Below are 19,367 nucleotides of genomic sequence, written 5' to 3'. Positions count from 1 at the left end.
CGTTCAGTAGAGTGCTTCACGATTTAGTCTCATTATTAAAATGGAAGCACAAATGAAAAAAATAAGTCTAAAGTCAGTGGTGATTTATTTGGCAATCATCTTACTAAACTTTTTGCAAAATACCTATGCTGAGCAGAGTAACCAATATCCTGTCCCTCCGGTTATTGTCGCAACCGAATTGAGTGCAGCAGAAAATGCAGAAGCAATTTTAGCATCAACAGATTTTAAAAAAGAGCTAACGTTATTTGCAAAAAAATTAACGCCAGCACAAGTAGACCAACAACCCATGTTTAATAAAATTGCATTACTTTCATTGCGAGGCGATTTTGCATCCGTAGAGACTCACATTGAAAAGCAAAATAATACGTTAGAGTTTTCTCATTTCCAGCTATTTCACCAAATAAATCAGGTGTTAAACGATAAAAGTAAGTTACGTGATTCTTTTGCAGAAGTAAGCCGTGAGCTGATTGGTCAAACATTTGAAAAACTGGATGATGAAGCGTTTGTAAAATTGACTTTAGCACTAGGCTGGTCGGTGTCTAACGCCTATGACTATGTATTTAATATCTATAAGCAAGTACAAAACAAACAAAGCTTATCGCGTGATGAGATGATAAATATTGCGGTAAACACCCATTTATATCATGTGCTTAAAGAAATCATTCCAATTACAAATGAAACTGTAAAACGTGAACAAGCGCGCCGCTTTTACATTCAACCAGATGTGTTAGTTAAATTAAAAAGTGGTGTTGAGCTATCCATTACTCTTGTTCGCAGTCGCGGTCTTAAAAAACCAAATAGCACAGCGTTACAGTTTACAATTTATGCTGATGAAGCTGCACATATTAAATCTGCGATGCATGCCGCAGCACATGGGTATATTGGCATAGTGGCTAATTCGCGTGGTAAGCGTTCGAGCAAAGAAGCGATTGTACCTTGGGAACACGAAGGAGAAGATGCATCGCATTTAATTAACTGGATCACCGAACAGGTGTGGAGTAATGGCAAAGTTGTGATGTACGGTGGCAGTTATAATGGCTTTACCCAATGGGCAACCGCAAAGCATATGCCTAAGGGGTTAAAGGCGATAGCACCTTATGTGGCGGCCAATTTAATCACAGGGCTACCGTATGAAAACAATATTGCTTTAACAGGTAATTTTGAATGGCCTTTATTTGTGACAAACAACAAAACTGTAGACAACAGTGTTTATAATGACTGGCAGCGAACGAATCATATCGTAAATACGCTGTATAAAAGTGGTCGAGCAATTATTGATATTGATAAAATTGCTGAAAAACCAAGTCCATGGCTTCAAAAGTGGTTAGCTCACCCTGAAGACGGGTCGTACTATCAACGTATGGTGCCTCATAAAGACGAATATAAGCGCATTAATATACCTGTTCTTACTATTACAGGGTATTTTGAGGGCGGTCAGATATCAGCGTTAAACTACTTGCATGAGCATTATAAGTATAACTCTAATGCTAATCATGCACTCTTAATTGGCCCTTACAACCATTGGTCAGCTCAGAATAAACCACGTTCTCACCACAGTAATTATAAGTTAGACCCTGTTGCCCTTGAAAAAGATACAGATGAGCTGGTATTTGAGTGGTTTGACCATGTGTTATATGGCAAGCCTAAACCAAAACTCGTGCAAAATAAGGTGAACTACCAAGTAATGGGGGCAAACGAATGGCGATTTGCGAACTCATTGCAAGCGCTAAACCAACAAGCTGTGACTTTTTATATTCAAGCATTACCGAATGAGGCTGAGAATTATTTGTTAGCAAAAGCGCCTTCTTTGCAGACTAATCAATATATTGAGCAGATTGTTGATATGACGGATAGAAGCGAACAACGCAACCTAGCGCCATGGCCAGTAATTCAAGACAGCATTGATAAGCAAGGCGGTATTCAAATTGAAACGCCTATATTTACCGAAGACATGGAGCTAACAGGTGCAATATCTGGTTTTTTTGATATATCAGTAAATAAAAGAGATGTGGATATTGGTTTTAATTACTATGAAGTGACTGCTGAAGGTGAAGTTTTCCATTTAAATAACTACCGCAGTCGAGCGAGTTATGCAGATGATATGAGTGAAAGACGTTTGCTCATTCCCAATAAAAAACGTCGCGTTCCGATTGTTAATGCGCGATTTACTTCAAAACTTATCAAAAAGGGCAGCAAAATCGTGCTTGTGTTAAACCTAAATAAAAACACCGATGCGCAAGTTAATTTAGGTTCAGGCAAACCGGTTAATTCTGAAAGTTTTGCGGATGCAGGCGAACCTATGATTTTAAAATGGTACTTATCATCAGAGATTAATCTACCACTTAAGCCATGGGGTAGCGTGTTGTAATTGATAACGGTAATCAATGGATGACCCCATTGATTACCGCTATTTGTAAAACGTGTTAGTTTTTAAGCTTCGCTTTTAGCTTACTAATTGCATCGTGGTAGCGACGTTTATTTGCATGGCTACTGTCAACCATTTGATTTGCTTTTTCATAGTGTTTTAACGCAATCTTAAGTTGCCCGTTTGCTTCATATGTTCTTGCTAATAAAAAATAAGAATAGTCTGAATTAGGGAACAAGCTTATATTGTGTTTGTATGCTTCAATAGCATTATTATAGTTTTTCTTATAGTGCTCACTATTACCTAAGTTAATTAGCCAGCGTTCGGAAGAAAAATTTATCTTAAATGTATCTTTCACATTGTTAATGTGTGTTATCACAACATCTAATCCTTTTGCGCTTTGCGCGTAGGATAAAGGCCATGCCTTAAATAGTGTTGTTAGCCCGTGATAGTGAGCATCAAAAACAACTGTGAGATGGCTTTCGTCAGGGAACTCTTGTGAGCTAACCGAATCAATATTCACAGATTCAAAGGCTTGCGTAATTGCAGTGTAACTCGCGCCTGTCGTGCCTTTTTCATTGCCTTTACTTAAGTACATTGCAGCTTTAGACAGTGTTTTTTGTTCAATTTGGTGTTTAGCTGCAACCACCAAGCGTTCTTTATCCCAACCTAAAGATGGGCTAATTGCCATATATCCATCAAACAAGTTGGGTTTGTTAAGATAGGTATAAAATGAAAATAAACCGCCAAACGAATGGCCAGAAAATACCTTAAAGTCGGTCGTTCTGTATTTTTTGTTGATGTGCGGAACTAGCTCAGACTCTATAAAATTAGCAAACTGACTAGCGCCCCCATAGTTTACGCTTTTGAACCAAGGGTGGTTTTTTTCTTCTTCATCATAAACAATGGGTGTTAAATCACGAACACGGTTTGCACTTGTATCTATGCCTACCAATATCATTGGTGGGATTTTGTTGGCCTTAGTTAAGAAATTAACAGTACTTGCCATTATTTCAAAATGGGCATGTGCATCAGAAAAATATAATACTGGGTAGTTATAACCGGTTTTGTCATAGTTTTCTGGCAAACTAATGAATAACTTTCGGGTTTCGTTAAGTACTTGCGAGTTTAGAGTTTCACTTTTGCCAATAACGACTTCGTTCGCATTAGCTGATGATAGGGTGAAAAGTGTTAATACTATAAATCCAATTATGAACCTTATCATCTTATTCCTTATACTTTATTCGGTTTCATTTGATAACTTACACAGCAATTCTGTCATTGTTGCAAATAGTGTGGGCAAATAACAAGTCACACAGCTTGTTAATGTGTAAAAAGCCTCCCAATGAACCGTGGCTTTTGGTCGAATGGGCGCTTGATTTGGCTTAAGGGCCTAGCAATTTAGGCCCATCATGCTAAAAATAGAAATTACATATCATTCATCATTTTTACCATCGCCAAAGCAACCGCTTTTGATGATTGGTAATTTGTACCAGTAATAATGCGGCCATCGATTTGTACGTAAGATTGGTTGCGCTCTCCATAAGAAAACTTACCGCCACGCTGTGTTATGGTTTTTTCAATATCAAATGGAAATTGCTGATAATAAGCCGCATCTATTTTTTCAAATGCGGTGGGGTAACCACTTACTTTGCGACCAGCAACGAGATATTCGCCATTACTAAGCTTTAGGTTAATAATGCCGGCTGTACCGTGACACACTGATGAAACAATGCCGTTATTTTTTTCATACACCGCCATTGTTACTGCTTGCAACGTTTTGTTTTCGGCAACCTGATACATAGCATTACCACCACCGACATAATGCACCGCTAAGTATTGGCTCGCATCTACTTGCTCGGGTGCTAACGTATTCGCCAATAAATACATAAAGTCCTGGTTATAAATAAATTTTTTGTGCTTTTCGTTTGATGTGTTGATATAAGCCAAAGGTAATTTACCCCCTAGTGTACTGACAACATCAACCTGATAACCCGCATTAATAAACACCTCATATGCTTCGACTAACTCAGAAAAACTAACACCAGTTGGTAAACTAGACTCGCCATGATGATCCGCACTTGAAGTAATAAATAAAACGCGTTTATTCATTGCGCTTTTTAATTGTGAATTGTCTTGTTGTGATACCAATTGGGTTGCCGTTTTACTAACGATTTGCCACCCTTTTGGAAAACGCTTAAGTAAGAACTGATCAATATATTGCTTTACAGGTGAGCCCGTTGTGATTAACGCTCGTGCCATTGCAATATCACCATCTATTGTGACTGATAAAATTGCACCAGCGTGTTGTCCCTTGGGTGACTCAAACCAGCTAGCATAGTCTTCAGCTGATACTTGCCAAAACGGTTTATTAGGATGGCTGAGTAGTAAGGAAGCACGCTCATGAAATGCTTTTTTTATTAATTCCGGTTCACCATTGCTAGTGCCATTTATGTATTTGTGAATTACCGCCCTTACTTCACGCTGTTCATCCACTTTTGCGTGAGCTTGTGCTGTGAAATGCACAACCAGAATAAGTAACATTAACCATTTAAACGTCTGTTTCATAATATTGAGCTCCATAATTATTTACCCGCTCAATTTTACTTAAATCCAATATAATCAATAGGCTAAGTTATATTCTGGTAGTCCTAAATTATAATTTGGCAGTGCGATAACTGTTTGGAGTCATGCCTGTTTTATGTTTAAAGGCACTGTAAAATGTTGAAGACGAACTAAAGCCACTTTGCTCTGCAATATCGTCAATACTGGTGTTCGGCTCTGCAAGTAACAGTGTTTGTGCAAAGGTGACGCGTTGAGTATTAATGTACTGTTTAAAGTTCATTTGATAGTGGTCATTCAATAATTGTGACAACAATGTATGAGGTATGCCTAAACGTTTAGCGAGTCGTGGCAATGAAAGCTGAGGATCAGTGTAGATGCACTCTTCATTTATTAACTGTTCAAGCGCATTTGAATAGGCGTTGACTTGATCGTCGGTTAACTTGTTATTGGCGTATTTATTGTTTTTTAATGGCGGCTCTTTAGGTGCTTTAAATAAGGTTAATACTGATAAATACAAGGTGAGTGAAAAACTTAACGCGCCCATAATGTAAGAGGTGTAAGAGGCAGTAAAGTAAGCTAACCAGATTAAAGAACCGCCCATCAACACAATGAGTGGCTTGTCGGTGATTAACGCTTGCCATTGGCCTTTAAACTGTTGGATTTTTTCTCTGTAATGAAAGAAGCTCAAGAGCAAACACACCAGCCATAGGTAGCTTGAACCGCGATAAACCCAATATTGCCAGAGCTCTAAATGGGTTTTATAAGGGTACACAATACCCAACACAACAATAAACATCGCTAAACTAGCAAAAGTCCACTTTGCTATGGCGTTGAGCATACCTAGCCTAGTTTGATGAGTAATATAAACGTAAATACACGGACCAATAAGAAAACAGGCTGTTAGCCCGAGTTGTAGAATGTTTTTATCTAAACTTGGGGTAAAGTAAAATGCTACCGACTTGCCGATACGTATACAAAGTAACAACAACAACATTGCCAGCCAATTATCACCCACTTGCTTATTTTGACGAAAGACTAACCAAGAAGCTAAAAGTAGGCCATTGAACACCCCTAAGGCGGAAAAGAAAAATAATAAATAAGAGGTGGCGCTCATGAAAAAACTACACTGAGTAATAAATGCAGTCACTATCCCAAATCTAATCAAATGACACAAGAAATAGCATTAAGGAAATGATAATAAGGAAAAATCCTCAAATCAATGGATGAGCCAGTAAGCCCTATTTTGATGCTTATTTATGGTCTAATTATCTGGATATTAAAGCCTTTTTTTATTACCCTGTGCCGCGTTTAGAAACTCTTTCCTAGCTATTGGCTGTTTAAATAATAATTGTCACAAAACATGGAAAGAAATTAGAGAATGTATTGTATGAAAATGGTGTTATGGCTTACTTTGGGCCTTATTTTTTCACTAAATTGTTTTGCTTCCAACCCTGAAGATATATCTACTTGGGGGCATATGGAGGGCAAAGTAAAAAGCGCTAATATCAAAGATTATGCCTTTCATGTAGCCAATGGAGAAGCACATTTGGCTTATCAAGGCGAAGCCGGGCTAAAAAGTTTTGGGGCTGCAGGTACAGACTTTGACGCTGCGCCATTTATTGGTAAAAAGCTGAAGTTTTCCGCCGAAATCAAATCGCAAAATTCTGAATATTCTTCAATTTGGCTAAGGGTGAATGATTCGGAAAAAGTGATTGCGTTTGATAATGCTACCGACCGCAGCCTTATTGGCACAAAAGACTGGACAAATTTTCAAGTTGTACTGCCGGTGAACCCTGGTGCAGAGCATATTTACGCCGGTTTAATTCAAGGCGCGAAAGGGTCTATGTCGGCGCGCAATATTTCGTTTTCAGTAACAGATGAAGAAAGCACGGCAAATTATATTTTTAAAAGCGATTACAGCCTAAATCTAGACGAATGGAGGATGAACTTTTCTGATGTTGGGAAATTCAAAGCCTGGTCAGAAAATGGTATAGCGACGATTAAGCGTATCAGTGATACCTACAACGATGAGTCGTTTGCCACTTGGTTCGAATATTTTGAGACCAGTCAATTCATTGGCAAACGGGTTCAATTTAGTGCTGAAGTTAAAACTGAAAATGTCACTAAAGGTTACGCAGGTATTTGGATGCGAGTAGATGGCAAGTTGAAAAAACTGCAATACGACAATATGAAAGACAGGGGTATGAAAGGTACTACCGATTGGCAAACTCACACAGTGGTATTGGATATCACGGATGAAAAGTCTAAGCATATTGCATTTGGTGGTTTACTTTCGGGGAATGGACAAGTTTGGATACGCAACGTGTCGTTTTCACCTGTTGGAAAAAACATTGCATCGACCAATATTTATCAGCGTGAGCAAGAAAGCAATAATAACTCGAATTTTAGTCAGTTCGATCTTGCCTTATTATTTGGCACGTTTATATACAATACGGCAAGTAACTAGCCGCTAATGGTACTGATACTTAAAAGGTTAGCTATATTTGCTAACCTTTTTTATTTGTCGGGAGCTTTTAAGGAGTAATGGACTACCTTATTTATTATTTCTTTTCGAGTCTACAAAACTTGCTTACGCAACTCTGTGACCAATTTTGCAATATCTAATGATGTATCGTTACAAAATACAATCGATGAATACTGCTTTTCAGGAATGCGCTCATAATTGGTGATAGTGCCAAGCCAGCCACCGCTATGATGAATGATTTTTACACCGTCTTTTTCAGTAATAAATTGATTCAACTTTTTTATCTATATGTTAACTACGAATGAAATTGTTCACTCTATAAAAAAGCGTTAGAATTTAAATAGGTTAGGGATAACAAACTATAAAGAACTCTTAAATAGAGTCCTTTATCATTTCTGTAGTTCCCTATGTAAATTTTGATATTTTTGAGGGAAGTAAATGCGACTTAGCACACTCTTTGCGTCTTCGTTAATATGGATTATGTGCACGGTAAGTGCTACGGATAAGCCAAATAGATTCAATAATCAATTAAGCATGAATATTGGAACTGCCAAATCACCCATTGTTTATTCTAAAAAACAATTACCTGTTAGATCACCTTCAGAAATGATTGATACTCGTATTAAACAATCACAAGTATTTGATAGCAATGAACAATTGACTAAGATTTGGGGGTTATATACTTTTGGTACAGGTATAGGTTATACAGGATTTTATGCTGCCGATTTTAATCAAGATGGCTCCAATTCAATAGTATTTTCAAGCGGTGCAGGCTTTGGTAGTAATACGGCAATTTCTGTCTTAGAAAAAAAGGATAACTATGAAATTGTTGACCAATTCACATTACCTGATGCTTCATCTGTTAATAGTTTAGTCGGCTTTTTCGATGATACTTCTGATAACCATTTACTTTTCGTCGCTGGTAGCAATGGTAAAGTCTATACCTACAATTTAACATCAAAACGCTGGCTAGATGATTCATTATCCTTTTCTGCGAATAAATTAATCATCGCAGATGTAAACTCTAGCAAGGGTGAAGAGTTAATTGCAATTGGTTCTTACAGCACATCAGTCTTTAGCTTATCTGGTACGACTGCGTTATCTACATATGAATTTGGTGATAATAACGCAGTTGTGGGGCATTTTATGTCATCAAACAGTGTCGATATTGCTCTTGGAAGTGGAAAGGTATATACGTTAAAAGATACTGAAGCAGAGTTAATTTGGGACTATTCTACGACTGGAAGTTTTGGCTCATATTTGGGCAAGGTTGATAGTGATAGTGATGGTATTGAAGAATTGATTGGTGCAAAAAGTTGGTACTCATTAGAGTCTTTTGACGTTTCGGAGCAGGCAATGCTTTGGTCTCACCGCAGCGATCTTGATATTGATGCTATGTATCTTTTCGATGTCAATAATGATGGTATTGATGAAATTCTTTATGGCGACGGTCAATGGGGAAGTGTACATGCATTATCAGCTAAAACTGGTGAACGTTTGTGGAAAGTTAACAATCCAAACCATGGTGTTACTCAAATTTTTGTTGCTGATATAGATAATGATGCTGAACATGAGCTTATATGGGGTAACGGATACTCATCAACAGGTTCCGATCATTTGATGATTCATGATTTAAACTCTCTTGAGCAAGAATGGATTAGTTCCGATATATCAGGACCGTTCCATGGTCACACTTATGCAGATGTTGACAATGATGGCGAAACAGAAATTGTTGCTGTGTCTTTTGAATCTAACAGTGGCTACGACGATGGAGTGATTTATATATTTGACGCCAAGACAAAAGCGCTAGAATGGCAATCTGCAGAAAACCTATTTAATGGAAATGCTTGGACAGGTGTTCACGACTTAACTGTTGCAGATGTTGATAACGACGGTAAAAATGAAATTATTGTTGGTACTGACCGATTATATGATGGTGTTGTTTACGTTATTGATGGTGAAAAAGGGTCGGTTGAATATTCAAAGGTTCTGGATAGTGGTTCTCCAATATATTCTGTTACCACAGCTGATATTGACAACGATGGTGAAGTTGAAATTATTGCAGCAGGTGGAAAGGAACACACCGGTTCACCGGGCAAGTATATCTACATACTAAATGGTAAGGATGGTGAACTAGAAAAAAAATCACCAATTTTGTCAACTGGCTGGGATGATATAAAACATATTGAGGTTTTTGATCAGACAAAGGATGGCTTGCTAGATGTTGTTGCTGTTAGTAATGGTGTTATAAAAGTATATGATGTCGCTAACGATAAAATAACTTCTTCTTTTACTTCGAGTGTTGTTGATATTTCTTTTGGTATTTTTGATGAAAACATACAACTTATTGCCCTTCACCAAGATGGGGCTATTTATAGTTATGATGAGGATTTAAAAGAAAACCAATTTCTATCTGTTTGTAATAGTAATCCAATCACGCTTTCGCGGATTAGCTACGGTAAGTTAGGGTATACTTGCCAAAATGATTTTGGTTTTGTGGATCTATCAACAACTGAGGTAACAGCGAAGTATTCAGGTATTGGCCAATTTTGGAAAGTTAGCGCGTTAGAAACTGCAAATGGATATGAGTACCTAGTTGGCGGTAGCTCATTAGCTGTTTTCCAGGAAGCTTCGGATAAATTAGAGCTTACTGCACTTAATGCATTTGAGCAGACTCATGCGAAACAAATTTTAAATGGCCAGTTAACTGTTGAGCAGAGTGTAGAAAATCTCCAATTTATTATTATTGATGCGCCAGAATATGGTGAAGTAGAGTTTATCGATCGTGTAACTGGTGAATACAAATATATCCCTAATGGTAATATTGTTGGTGAAGATAGTTTTAGTTTCATTGCTTTAGCTGGAGCGAGTGAGTCTAATATAGCAACAATTACTATTGATTTGACAAACAACAGCCCGGAAGTAGTTGATCAAACTATATCGCTTCATTGGCAAGGTACACATCAAGTACAACTTAATGCGTCCGACGCAGATAATGACCAACTTTTCTATCGCATCGTTAAGGATGTAAATAAAGGAATGCTAACCCCTGTGAATATTAATACAGGGCTATTCGAATATACTAACGAAGGAAACGATATATCACCAGTCAGCTTTAGTTTTACAGTATCTGACACACTTGCCACCAGTGACGTTGTAACTATGATTATTAGTTTTTCGAACGCTGCACCGATAGCAAACGACTTAACAGTTGAAACTTATTATGCTACGAAATTGCATAGTCAAGTATCAGCTACTGATGAAAATTCAGATACATTAACCTTTGAATTAATATCTCAACCTGCAACAGGTGAATTAACACTAGACATTGAAAGCGGATTGTTTGAATACCAACCGCATGGTCAAGACAGCTATACAACAACTTTTACCTATAGAGCCTTCGATGGGGTTGATTATTCTGAGACTCAAACTGTGATTATTAAAGTGGTAGGTGAACCTGCTCCAATAATCCAAAAAGAAAAATCTTCAGGTGGAAGTGGCAGGTATTTTTTATTGCCATTATTGTTCATTTTATTAATGAGAACAAAACGAAAATCAGTTCACTAACTGAGTATCTAAAGATAAGTCTCGGGCAATGTTCGACAGCCAACTATGTTAGTTTTTATTACTAACATAGTTGGCTGAAAATGTGATGGATATTGTTGGGGAAATAAAATCTTTTCTTCATAGTTGATAAAGGAATAAATGGGATCTGGTTGATCTCACTTTATTTTTTGGGCTATCTCCACAGCTCATTTTAGACCCTACAAAACTTGCTTACGCAACTCTGTGACCAATTTTGCAATATCCAATGATGTATCGTTACAAAATACAATCGATGAATACTGCTTTTCAGGAATGCGCTCATAATTGGTGATAGTGCCAAGCCAGCCACCGCTATGATAAATGATTTTTACACCGTCTTTTTCAGTAATAAATTGGCCATTGGCGTAGTATTTACCTTCGGCTGTAATTGCTGGGTTGTTTGGGCGCATAAACTGGCTAAGTAATTGCTTTGGCTTTTTACCTAAGGTTGGGTTGTAGAAATAGGTATCCCATTTAGCCATATCTTCAACAGTGGTATGCAAACCGCCATCGCCTACCCAAAATAAGTTGGTCATATTAGTGAAGTAGTTGCCTTCTTTATCTTTGCTGTAACCATCTGCACGATTTTTAACGATTTCAGTCGGCTCATCACTGAAAAAGGTATTAGTCATACCTAATGGCTTAAATATGCGTTTATCACTGTATTCGCGAAGACTTTCTCCCGAAACACGTTCAACGAGCATCGACAATAAGAAATAAGCATAGTTACTATAGCTAAAACGTTCGTTAGGTTGGTTTCTTAACGGCACTGTTTTAACGTAATCGAAGAATTCTTGAATTGTTAAATAGTCTTCATTACCTAAACGAAAGTCGCCTGCCATGGAGGATTTAAGTTTCAGTGTATCTTTATCGAACTCAGTGTTTACAAAGTCATAATCACCCATGCCAGAATAATGGCCTAACATAGCATTAATAGTCACTGGCACCTTGTAATCTCTTAATTCTGGTAAGTAGGTGCGAATATCTTGGTTTAAGTCAATTTTCCCTTCATCGGCAAGAAGCAGCACAGCAAACCCCGTAAACTGCTTCGACACCGAAGCAATACGGTGAACATGTGTGCCATCAAGTGGCACATTAAGCTCCATATTTGCTAAGCCATAGCCCGCTTGATGAATGAGCTTGCCATTTTTTATAACACCAACACTACAGCCTGGGTTTTGCGTTTTTATCTCGGCAAATACAGTGTCAAATTTTGTATTATTTGGTGAGGCTGCATGTACCAAAGCACTTGTTACTAATCCTGATAACAATAATGCAGTAAGTGTTTTATTCTTCATAATTACCCTGAGCGTTTATAAATTTAATGGCACCTAATGTACCTGTTATTTCTAATTGGGCAATTGATAGTTTGTAACAAAGCATTGATTTAAATATTAAAACCAACATTTTTATACGTTCTAATTTGGCGAATAGATGGGGGCCAATTTGATGGCTGATAACCTTTGCTGCTTATTAACACTATCAAGATAACTGACAATAATAACGAAAATCACGTATTTGAATAATGTATTTTCTCTTTTTTTGACTTGAATAAAAGATAAACGTGATTGTATTTAAAACGACATAAATTGTTTAAAAATCTATCATCTTTCCCCATCAAGATTAGGCTGTACTTGAAAATTTTTGAACAAGCCAATTAACGGATTTGTTTTTGTAAACAGACCAACCATTTGCAGTACGGTTGAATAGATGTAGGGAATTCATCATGGAAAAAACCAAAATAGCACTTGTCACTGGCGCACTGGGCGGAATCGGCACAGCCATCACCAAAAGTTTAATCGCAGAAAACTACTTTGTTATTGCTGTTGCAAGCCATAACCGCAATGCGCAAGATTTTGATCAGTGGCTTAACAGCGAGCAAATCAACCCAAATTGTGTTGAAGCCTTGTTTTTAGATGTTACGGACACAAACGCATGTGCTACTGCAATTGAAGAGATGACAGAGCGCTACCAGCATATTGATTTATTGGTGAATAATGCAGGGATAACGCGAGATACAAGCTTCAAACGAATGACACTTGAGCAATGGCAAGCAGTGATCAATACCAACTTAAATTCTCTGTTTAACATGACGCAACCGCTCTTTGCGCAAATGTGTCAGCGTAAACAGGGTCGTATTGTCAATATTTCCAGTGTTAACGGTCAAAAAGGACAATTTGGCCAAACCAATTATGCGGCGGCAAAGGCTGGCATGATTGGCTTTAGTAAATCACTTGCCTATGAAGGGGCGCGCAGCAATGTGACTGTCAATGTGGTAGCGCCAGGCTATACCGAAACGCCTATGGTGGCAGCAATGAAAGAAGAAGTACTTGAAAACATAAAGGGACAAGTACCGATGCAGCGCTTAGCAATGCCTGAAGAAATCGCTAAAGCAGTATGTTATTTAGCGTCAGATGACGCAGCTTATATCACGGGTGAAACCCTTGCCTTAAATGGCGGCCTCTATATGAATTAAATCATGTGTGCTGAGTAGGATGTAAGTGACTTAGCCGCTTAACTTTTAAATAAAGGAATACCAATATGTACACAGATTTTCTAAATACACTAACAGAGCAAAATAAGAAATTTTTTGAACCAACAATTAAGTTTAATCAATTAGTTGCTAAAAATATTGAGCAATTAACAACTGTGCAACTGGATGCCGTTAAAAGCTTTTCTGAAACATCGCTTGCACAATTAAAGGCAGCATCTGAAATCAAAGATGCACAAACCGCGATCGATTTTAATGTCAGTCAGTTTTCGGCTTTGACGAAGTTAAGTCAGCAAATGATTGATGATGGTCAAAAGCTGAGCCAGTTAGGTCAAGAATTTAAACAAAATCTTGAAACACTCGCGAAGGAACAGTTACAGCAAGAAAAAGCATAAGCTTTCTGCCCAGAATAGGATCTGTATACAAAGCGCCAACACAGATCCTATTTTTAACGGAGGCTAAACTTTTTTCCCCATTAAATCCCTTTTCTGTAATGCTGTTTTAGGATATCCCAATGAATATGGAAACCGATTTTTATACCTCAATGCAAAAATATTGGCAGTATAGCCAAGATCTTATGAATCAATTTGGTCAACAACTGACAGACCCCTCGCCGGTGCAAAAAGCGTTATATGAGCAGCAAGGAAAAGATGTTTCAAAATGGCTTGAAACCTTGAGTCAGCACCCAGAAACAATGATCAAAAACCAATCTGATTGGTGGCAAAGTCAAATTCAAATTTTGCAGCAGGCTTTTCAAACAGATCTCAAAAACCTTGAACCTGTAGTAAAAGAAGAGCGTGGTGATAGACGTTTTAAAGATGAGCAATGGCAAGAGAACCCGTGGTTTAACTACATAAAACAAAGTTACCTGCTGTTGGGTCAGTCATTGCTTAAAAGTATTGAAGAAACGGAAGGGCTTGATGATAAACAAAAAGAACGCCTGGCTTTTTTTGCAAGACAAACCATCAATTCTCTTTCGCCCTCTAACTTTATTAGTACAAATCCTGAATTATTAAAATTAACGCTTGATTCAAAGGGCGAAAACTTACTTAAAGGCTTTGAGCTGTTTAAAAAAGACATGGAAAATTCGCAGGATATGTTGCGTATTAGCATGACAGAAGAAAACGCATTTAAGTTAGGTGAAGAACTTGCAACAACACCCGGCCGAGTGGTTTTTCAAAATCACTTATTTGAGTTAATACAGTACTGTGCAACAACAGACGACGTGTTAGAAAGGCCGTTGTTAATTGTTCCGCCATTTGTCAATAAATACTATATTCTTGACCTGCAAGCGCATAATTCTTTGGTGAAGTGGGCGGTAGACCAAGGTCATACTGTGTACATGATGTCTTGGAAAAACCCGACATCATCGATGGCACATATCGGGTTTGAAGATTATGTTGTCGATGGTGTAGTGAGTGCACTTGAGCATATTGAAAAAATAACGGGTCAATCAGATGTGAATGCGATGGGATATTGTATTGGCGGCACACTGCTAACAACAACTATGGCCTATTTTGCAGCAAAACGAAGTAAGCAACGAATTAAGTCAGCAACTTTGTTGACTACATTGCTCGATTTCTCTCAACCGGGTGAACTCGGAGTCTTTATTAATGAACCAACCATTGCCGCACTTGAAGCCTATAATACGCAAAATGGTATTATGAATGGCCACAGTTTAGGCACATCATTTAGTATGCTGCGCGAAAATAGCCTTTATTGGAATTATTTTGTAAATAATTACCTTAAAGGGCAAAACCCAATGAACATGGATTTACTTTATTGGAATGGTGACAGCACTAACTTAACCGCATCTTGCCATAATTTTATGTTACGTAACTTATACTTAGAAAATAAGTTAATTGAAGCAAAAGCGTTAAGTATACGCGGCACTAAAATTGATTTAGCTAAAGTAAAACAGCCTATTTATATGCTTTCAACACGGGACGATCATATTGCACTTTGGCAAGGTACGTTTAAAGGAGTAACCAATACAAGTAGCCCTGTAACGTATGTACTGGGTGAATCAGGTCATATTGCTGGTGTTATTAACCCGCCCCAAGCGAATAAATATGGCTATTATTGCGGTGGAGAATTGAACAGCACTGACAGTGAGTGGCTTGAAAATGCGACACATCATCAAGGTTCTTGGTGGCCTCATTGGCAAAGTTGGGTAACTGAGTTACATGGTAAAAAAGTACCTGCAAGGGCGACGCAAATTGAAGCTTTCCCTGGCATTTACGATGCCCCAGGTGAGTATGTAAAAGAAAAAATCTAACTTAAAATGGTGTTAGTTTTCGCAAAAAGGCGAGGTGTAATCTCGCCTTTTGTGCTTAAAAATATTGAAGCTTTAAGGTGTTAGGCACTTATTTTAAAACAATGTCTCTTAACTCTTTTGCGTCAGCCGTGATCACTAAATCAACCACTTTACCATTTTCAATTTTTAACACTGTGAGCTTATCTTCTTCTTTCGGCATGATATCTAGCGCACCACCTTCTTTGTCCATAACAATGGTGTACTTAAGCTTTTTCATTTTTGGTATTGCAATGAACTTACTGATTAAGCTTGGCATAGCACTGATGTCTGCATAATACTGGATCTTAGCTTTTTGCATTGTCTCATGGGTCTGATCACCAAACGCCTCGCGTACTATCTTGCTGCTATCCATATCATGGCTAAATAATACCCACTTTGTTTCAGGTAAAAGTGTATGTGGTTTTTCAAATTGATCATTCAGTTTCGGTAACGTAAGTGTATCCCCGACAGCAATGACTTTAACTTGCTCATTAGCAACAGATAAAACAGAGAAACTAAGGGTAATAAATAGCAGTAACGTATTGAAAAATCGCATAGTAAACCTTTTAAATCATAAACAATAAAACACATTTGCATTGTGTCATAGGCTTACTGATAAATGCAGTGATTAGATACTTTTTACACAATAAAACTGTAAATAGCAGTAAATGATGCTGCTAAATATCAAGCAGCACATTCATCTAGCCTTCTTAAGATTTATGTTTAAAAGTAATTAATTTTAAACATACGGGTAATAAAGTTGCGTAACCCGAAAGCATTTTATTCGGCTAGATTTTTTCTAAAAAGATGTTGTAGAGAAACTCATTGGGTTTTTCAGTGTATTGAGCTGTCATCATAGCTTGTTGTGTCTTTGTCTTTCGTTGATATAACCCATCGGTTTTGTTCTGTTCTTGATCGGGAAAGTACATTTGTGTGAGTACAGGCTCATAACCATGTTTGCCAATTTTCATATGAATATGAGGCGTTCGTTGATCCTCTGCTTTTGCTTGGTAAGGGTAAGCACCCGGCATAACAGTTTTGAATCGAAATGCACCATTTTTCCCACTTTGAATGATAGCCCAAGATTGAAAATTCTCATCGATTGGCGCATCGCTTGTGTCATGAGGGTGATGGTATTTGCCAAAGCTGTTAGCTTGCCATAAATCGATTGTGGCATCTTCAATGGGGTTTGAATTTGTGTCGAATACTTGACCAAAAATGTTTATTATCGTGCCTTTTGCGGTGCCCAATTTTCCGGCGACCTTTGTTAAGTCTGCATCTTTATCTTTTTGTGGGGTAATGGGATAAAAAGGCCCTTCGGCATCTCTGGGAGTGCTTATTTGAGCTCTGACTTTACTTGTAAATACCAGCCCTGCTGTTCCTAAAACACTATTTTTTAAAAATGCGCGGCGATTATTCAACGTCATAACGACTTCCCTTTTTTGTTTAACTTTCGCTTTGAAGGTTAATAGCAAAAATAATGCATTGTCCTATAAAAAATCTATTTTATTTAGGGGCGGGTATTTATTTTGAATTGAGCGGAAGGAGTAGGCGCTTTAATCTAGGTGGGAAAATGACCTTTAGTTGCTTAAATAAGGATTCTAAGCGACAAGTAAGACTACTTATTTCGTCATTTGCATTGGCACTTCATTGTTAAGACTCGAGCCGCGTATAAGCTAAGTTGTTAAGGCAATAAATAACCAAAAAGGAAATTAGATCTTAACAAAATAGAAAAATTATAGATTTTTAAGTAAATAAATTAGGCAACTTATCTGAATCTTACTGCTTATTTAACTGCATGAATGTAAATGCGTTTGATGGTTCTGTTTGCAGTTTTTAAAAATTCAAGCAACACTAATATTGAGCAAGTAATAGCAAACCACAGAAATATCGTTTTAAGAGTGTGTATGTCAGATAAACAAAATGATTCGTTTTTATTTAGTGAAGAGAACACTCAAGAAAGTAAATTGGACGATTTTTGCCAACAAGCATGTTGGCCATTATTGGTTGTTGATGATGATGACCAAATTCACCAATTAACACGATTGGTGCTTAGTGGTTATCAATATCAATCAAGGCCGCTAACACTCTTTCATGCTTACGGAAAAGAAGAGGCGTTATCGATTTTACGTGATAACCCAGATATTTGTGTGATTTTGCTTGATGTTGTTATGAGCAGTGATGATGAAGGGTTAGAGTGCGTAAAGGCGATTCGTCAGGAACTTAATAACAGTTTAGTGAGAATAATTTTACGCACAGGGCAAGCCGGAACGCACCCTGAACAAGAAGTTATGTTCAACTATGATATTAATGATTACAAATCCAAAACAGAGTTAACAAAACAACGATTATTTACTTCCATAACAGCCGCAATTAGAACCTACCAACATTTAGTTCAGTTAGAAACAATGCAACATCAACTTGCAGGGTTTAACGATAAACTAGAGCATAAAATTGCCAAACGCACCGCGCAATTAAAGGAAAAAAACGAAACCCTGGAACAGGCACTTGCGGAACTAAAAAGTACGAAGCAGCAACTATTAGAGCAACAGCAGCAGCTAATTCATTCAGAAAAATTGGCTTCTATAGGTCAGCTGGCTGCAGGTGTTGCCCATGAGATTAATACGCCATTGGGTTATGTCAGCAGTAATGTTGAAACCTTATGCGATTATTTTGATGATTATAATTGTGCATGGCAAGCAATTTCAAAAGCGGCGCCTGACGCTGCAAAAACGATTTCTGATAAGCATGATTTAGCATTTATTAATGAGGATATAAATTCGCTATGTGCGAGCATTGCTTCAGGGTTAAAGCGCATCAAAAGTATTTCTGGTGACTTAGGGCATTTTTCTCAAATGGAAAAACTAGCAGTGAGCAATGTGGACATCAATGAGGATGTTATTCAGCTGGCAATCAATATGGTTTGTTCTGAAATTAAACCAGATATTGAAATTAACTTTTTGCCAGGAGAGTTAACAAAATCAACAGTAATGCCCATAGAACTTAGTCAGGTCCTTGTTAATCTTTTAATGAACGCCAATGATGCAATTAGTAAAGCTGGCACCATTGAAATTAACACAAGCCAGCAAAACGATAAAATTACCATAGTTGTTAAAGATGATGGGTGCGGTATGAGTGATAACACAATAAACAAATTGTTTGATCCATTTTTTACAACCAAAGAAGTGGGCACGGGTACCGGGCTTGGGTTATCTATTTCACATAAAATAATTGAATCACATAATGGGGTAATATCTGTTAGCAGCGGCATAGGGAAAGGCACTGTTTTCACTATTGAATTACCTGTTGCAAGTTAGCCATCTAGTATTCTTTAGCCTTTAACTTAGCTGGCTTCATATCCATATAAACACCCCAGAGAGCTTGCTGCTCAATAAAGTTAGACTGTCTGCTGATGTGTAATGTTTTAATAACTAAAACACATCGTTGCCAAAAGTTCCCGTTAATACCGGCTAGTTTATCAATTCAAGTAAAACTTTGTTCTAAAACGGAATTCATAGCGGTTGCCTAGTGAAAATCAGCGCTGTAATAGCTTGTCATAAGAAAAACTAAGCGCTCACCT

14 protein-coding genes are annotated in these 19,367 nt (G+C 37.6%); 7 read left to right on the top strand and 7 right to left on the bottom strand.

What is annotated here, in order from left to right; genetic code table 11:
* Positions 1 to 52 precede the first annotated feature (52 nt).
* On the top strand, positions 53 to 2,368 hold the full coding sequence (locus OM33_RS20885) for a CocE/NonD family hydrolase (protein ID WP_052141230.1): 2,316 nt from the start codon (positions 53 to 55) through the stop codon (positions 2,366 to 2,368).
* A 55-nt stretch (positions 2,369 to 2,423) separates the two neighbouring features.
* Here the strand turns inward: OM33_RS20885 and OM33_RS20880 are convergent, their stop codons facing one another.
* The 3 genes from OM33_RS20880 to OM33_RS20870 form a co-directional block, all read right to left on the bottom strand.
* Complete coding sequence (locus OM33_RS20880) at positions 2,424 to 3,590, bottom strand: alpha/beta hydrolase-fold protein (RefSeq protein WP_040136505.1); 1,167 nt, start codon at positions 3,588 to 3,590, stop codon at positions 2,424 to 2,426.
* Between the two features lie 203 nt (positions 3,591 to 3,793).
* On the bottom strand, positions 3,794 to 4,933 hold the full coding sequence (locus OM33_RS20875) for a nuclear transport factor 2 family protein (protein ID WP_040136503.1): 1,140 nt from the start codon (positions 4,931 to 4,933) through the stop codon (positions 3,794 to 3,796).
* Between the two features lie 88 nt (positions 4,934 to 5,021).
* Positions 5,022 to 6,044 carry a helix-turn-helix domain-containing protein gene (locus tag OM33_RS20870; protein WP_040136501.1) on the bottom strand — a complete coding sequence of 341 codons (1,023 nt, stop codon included), beginning with the start codon at positions 6,042 to 6,044 and terminating at the stop codon, positions 5,022 to 5,024.
* 273 nt (positions 6,045 to 6,317) lie between these two features.
* Between OM33_RS20870 and OM33_RS22230 the strand changes: the two genes are divergently transcribed.
* A complete protein-coding gene (locus tag OM33_RS22230) occupies positions 6,318 to 7,397 on the top strand; it encodes a hypothetical protein (RefSeq protein WP_052141229.1) in 1,080 nt (359 codons plus the stop codon).
* Between the two features lie 110 nt (positions 7,398 to 7,507).
* Here the strand turns inward: OM33_RS22230 and OM33_RS20860 are convergent, their stop codons facing one another.
* A complete protein-coding gene (locus OM33_RS20860) occupies positions 7,508 to 7,690 on the bottom strand; it encodes a hypothetical protein (RefSeq protein WP_040136500.1) in 183 nt (60 codons plus the stop codon).
* A 259-nt stretch (positions 7,691 to 7,949) separates the two neighbouring features.
* On the opposite strand from OM33_RS20860, the gene OM33_RS20855 reads away from it, so the two are divergent.
* The gene (locus OM33_RS20855) at positions 7,950 to 10,982 is read left to right on the top strand and encodes an FG-GAP-like repeat-containing protein (protein WP_040136498.1); all 3,033 of its coding nucleotides are present in this window, start codon (positions 7,950 to 7,952) and stop codon (positions 10,980 to 10,982) included.
* 197 nt (positions 10,983 to 11,179) lie between these two features.
* Here OM33_RS20855 and OM33_RS20850 read toward each other — a convergent pair whose 3' ends face one another.
* Positions 11,180 to 12,298: a serine hydrolase domain-containing protein gene (locus OM33_RS20850; protein ID WP_040136496.1), complete on the bottom strand. Its 1,119-nt coding sequence runs from the start codon at positions 12,296 to 12,298 to the stop codon at positions 11,180 to 11,182.
* A 428-nt stretch (positions 12,299 to 12,726) separates the two neighbouring features.
* On the opposite strand from OM33_RS20850, the gene OM33_RS20845 reads away from it, so the two are divergent.
* From OM33_RS20845 to phaC, 3 genes are all read left to right on the top strand, one after another.
* The gene (locus OM33_RS20845; RefSeq protein ID WP_040136494.1) at positions 12,727 to 13,476 is read left to right on the top strand and encodes an SDR family oxidoreductase; all 750 of its coding nucleotides are present in this window, start codon (positions 12,727 to 12,729) and stop codon (positions 13,474 to 13,476) included.
* A gap of 65 nt (positions 13,477 to 13,541) precedes the next feature.
* A complete protein-coding gene (locus OM33_RS20840) occupies positions 13,542 to 13,886 on the top strand; it encodes a phasin family protein (RefSeq protein ID WP_040136493.1) in 345 nt (114 codons plus the stop codon).
* A 119-nt stretch (positions 13,887 to 14,005) separates the two neighbouring features.
* A complete protein-coding gene (phaC, locus tag OM33_RS20835; RefSeq protein ID WP_040136491.1) occupies positions 14,006 to 15,769 on the top strand; it encodes a class I poly(R)-hydroxyalkanoic acid synthase in 1,764 nt (587 codons plus the stop codon).
* Between the two features lie 88 nt (positions 15,770 to 15,857).
* On the opposite strand, the gene OM33_RS20830 is transcribed toward phaC, so the two are convergent.
* Positions 15,858 to 16,343 (bottom strand): hypothetical protein, encoded by a 486-nt coding sequence (locus tag OM33_RS20830; RefSeq protein ID WP_052141228.1) that lies wholly within the window; start codon positions 16,341 to 16,343, stop codon positions 15,858 to 15,860.
* Between the two features lie 232 nt (positions 16,344 to 16,575).
* The gene (locus tag OM33_RS20825) at positions 16,576 to 17,214 is read right to left on the bottom strand and encodes a dioxygenase family protein (protein WP_040136490.1); all 639 of its coding nucleotides are present in this window, start codon (positions 17,212 to 17,214) and stop codon (positions 16,576 to 16,578) included.
* A 480-nt stretch (positions 17,215 to 17,694) separates the two neighbouring features.
* Here OM33_RS20825 and OM33_RS20820 point away from each other — a divergent pair, with 480 nt between their 5' ends.
* The gene (locus tag OM33_RS20820; protein WP_040136488.1) at positions 17,695 to 19,104 is read left to right on the top strand and encodes an ATP-binding protein; all 1,410 of its coding nucleotides are present in this window, start codon (positions 17,695 to 17,697) and stop codon (positions 19,102 to 19,104) included.
* Positions 19,105 to 19,367 lie beyond the last annotated feature (263 nt).

Source organism: Pseudoalteromonas piratica (genome assembly GCF_000788395.1).
In the GTDB taxonomy this organism is placed as follows: domain Bacteria; phylum Pseudomonadota; class Gammaproteobacteria; order Enterobacterales; family Alteromonadaceae; genus Pseudoalteromonas; species Pseudoalteromonas piratica.
The sequence above is the reverse complement of the archived record's forward strand: the minus strand, read 5'-3'. Positions and strand labels throughout refer to the sequence as shown.

Coding starts and splice junctions, on each gene's coding strand:
- OM33_RS20885 (WP_052141230.1), top strand. CDS start 53: ATGAAAAAAATAAGTCTAAAGTCAGTGGTGATTTATTTGGCAATCATC.
- OM33_RS20880 (WP_040136505.1), bottom strand. CDS start 3,590: ATGATAAGGTTCATAATTGGATTTATAGTATTAACACTTTTCACCCTA.
- OM33_RS20875 (WP_040136503.1), bottom strand. CDS start 4,933: ATGAAACAGACGTTTAAATGGTTAATGTTACTTATTCTGGTTGTGCAT.
- OM33_RS20870 (WP_040136501.1), bottom strand. CDS start 6,044: ATGAGCGCCACCTCTTATTTATTATTTTTCTTTTCCGCCTTAGGGGTG.
- OM33_RS22230 (WP_052141229.1), top strand. CDS start 6,318: ATGAAAATGGTGTTATGGCTTACTTTGGGCCTTATTTTTTCACTAAAT.
- OM33_RS20855 (WP_040136498.1), top strand. CDS start 7,950: ATGAATATTGGAACTGCCAAATCACCCATTGTTTATTCTAAAAAACAA.
- OM33_RS20850 (WP_040136496.1), bottom strand. CDS start 12,298: ATGAAGAATAAAACACTTACTGCATTATTGTTATCAGGATTAGTAACA.
- OM33_RS20845 (WP_040136494.1), top strand. CDS start 12,727: ATGGAAAAAACCAAAATAGCACTTGTCACTGGCGCACTGGGCGGAATC.
- OM33_RS20840 (WP_040136493.1), top strand. CDS start 13,542: ATGTACACAGATTTTCTAAATACACTAACAGAGCAAAATAAGAAATTT.
- phaC (WP_040136491.1), top strand. CDS start 14,006: ATGAATATGGAAACCGATTTTTATACCTCAATGCAAAAATATTGGCAG.
- OM33_RS20830 (WP_052141228.1), bottom strand. CDS start 16,343: ATGCGATTTTTCAATACGTTACTGCTATTTATTACCCTTAGTTTCTCT.
- OM33_RS20825 (WP_040136490.1), bottom strand. CDS start 17,214: ATGACGTTGAATAATCGCCGCGCATTTTTAAAAAATAGTGTTTTAGGA.
- OM33_RS20820 (WP_040136488.1), top strand. CDS start 17,695: ATGTCAGATAAACAAAATGATTCGTTTTTATTTAGTGAAGAGAACACT.